Consider the following 1,377-nt stretch of genomic DNA (forward strand, 5'->3'; position numbering starts at 1 on the left):
TGAGCTGGCCCCTTGAATGACAGGACACGGTCTATCGCTTATCTTTGAAGATAGGAGTAGGACTGTGAATACGACTAGGAATACGGATACCGTCGAGGTGATCATGAAGGACCAGCGCCGCAGGCGCTGGTCCCTCGCAGAGAAGGCCGCACTGGTTCGCCGAAGCTACGAACCTGGCATGAGCGTGTCGCTGGTTGCACGTCAGGAAGGCGTTGCCGCCAGCTTGTTGTTCCAGTGGCGCAAGCTGGAGCGCCAGGGGGCATTGACTGCAGTCTCTGCTGGTGAGGCCGTGGTGCCTGCTTCTGAGCTTGCTGCCGCACGTGCCGAGATTGCCAAGCTGCAGCGCGTGCTGGGCAAGAAGACACTGGAGAACGAAATCCTCAAGGAAGCCGTGGAGTACGCCGCCGAAAAAAAGTGGATTGCGCGCTCGCCCTTGCTGGACGGGGACGGCCAGTGAAGGCTGTCTGCCAGGCCCTGGGGCTGGCGCGCTCAAATGTTCATCGTCTGCATATCCGCCCAGAGAACTGGATCGACGCCCGCACACAGAGACCGGCGAACGTCAGCGACGCCACGCTGCTCGACGAGATCAAGGCGCAGATCACCGAGTTACCAACCTACGGCTACCGACGCGCCTGCGCACTGGTGAACCGGCATCGAGCCAAGACCGGCGCTGCGCGCGTGAACGCCAAGCGCGTCTACCGCGTGATGGCGGGCCACGCGTTGCTGTTGCCGAAGGCACCCCGACGGCGCCAGTCCAGCCGGCCTCACGAGGGGAAAGTGGCGGTCGCGCACAGCGATGTGCGCTGGTGCTCGGACGGCTTCGAGATCAAATGCGACTCGGGTCAGACCGTGACGGCAACCTTCACAAAGGACTGCTGCGACCGCGAGATCCTGGCCTTCCGGGCTTGGGAGGGCAAGGGACTGCCGGGCGAGCCGGTGCGTGAGATGCTCATCGAAGCCGTGGAGAAGCGCTTCGGCGACATCGATGGCATCCCCGGGACTCACACCTTGGAGTTCCTCTCAGACAACGGAGGCGCGTACATCGCGGCCGAGACCCGGCAGATCGCTCGGCAGTTGGGACTGAAGCCGGTGAACACGCCTGTGTGCAGCCCGCAGAGCAATGGCATGGCCGAGAGCTTCGTCAACACCTTCAAGCGCGACTACGTCAGCCGCATGGACCTCGCCAACGCGAAAATGGTGATGGCGCAGATGGCAGCGGCCTTCGAGCACTTCAATGAGGTGCACCCGCACTCGGCATTGAAGATGAAATCACCCAGGGAGTTCAGGCAGCATCGCGCTGCCCAACAGCGTCTTGCTCAGATCGAGCAGGCGCTACATTGCGAATAGCCCGTGTCCTGAAATACGGGGGCAAGATCA

The 1,377-nt window shown here is 62.3% G+C and carries 1 protein-coding gene; it reads left to right on the top strand.

The genetic code is table 11. The features are described 5' to 3' along the window. Positions 1–103 precede the first annotated feature (103 nt). A protein-coding gene (locus J2W36_RS26495; RefSeq protein WP_307692777.1) for an IS3 family transposase occupies positions 104–1,347 on the top strand; the annotation gives its coding sequence in 2 pieces (ribosomal slippage) (positions 104–401 and positions 401–1,347; 1,245 coding nt in all). Positions 1,348–1,377 lie beyond the last annotated feature (30 nt).

Source organism: Variovorax ginsengisoli, from assembly GCF_030811835.1.
Classification (GTDB): Bacteria; Pseudomonadota; Gammaproteobacteria; order Burkholderiales; family Burkholderiaceae_C; genus Variovorax; species Variovorax ginsengisoli_C.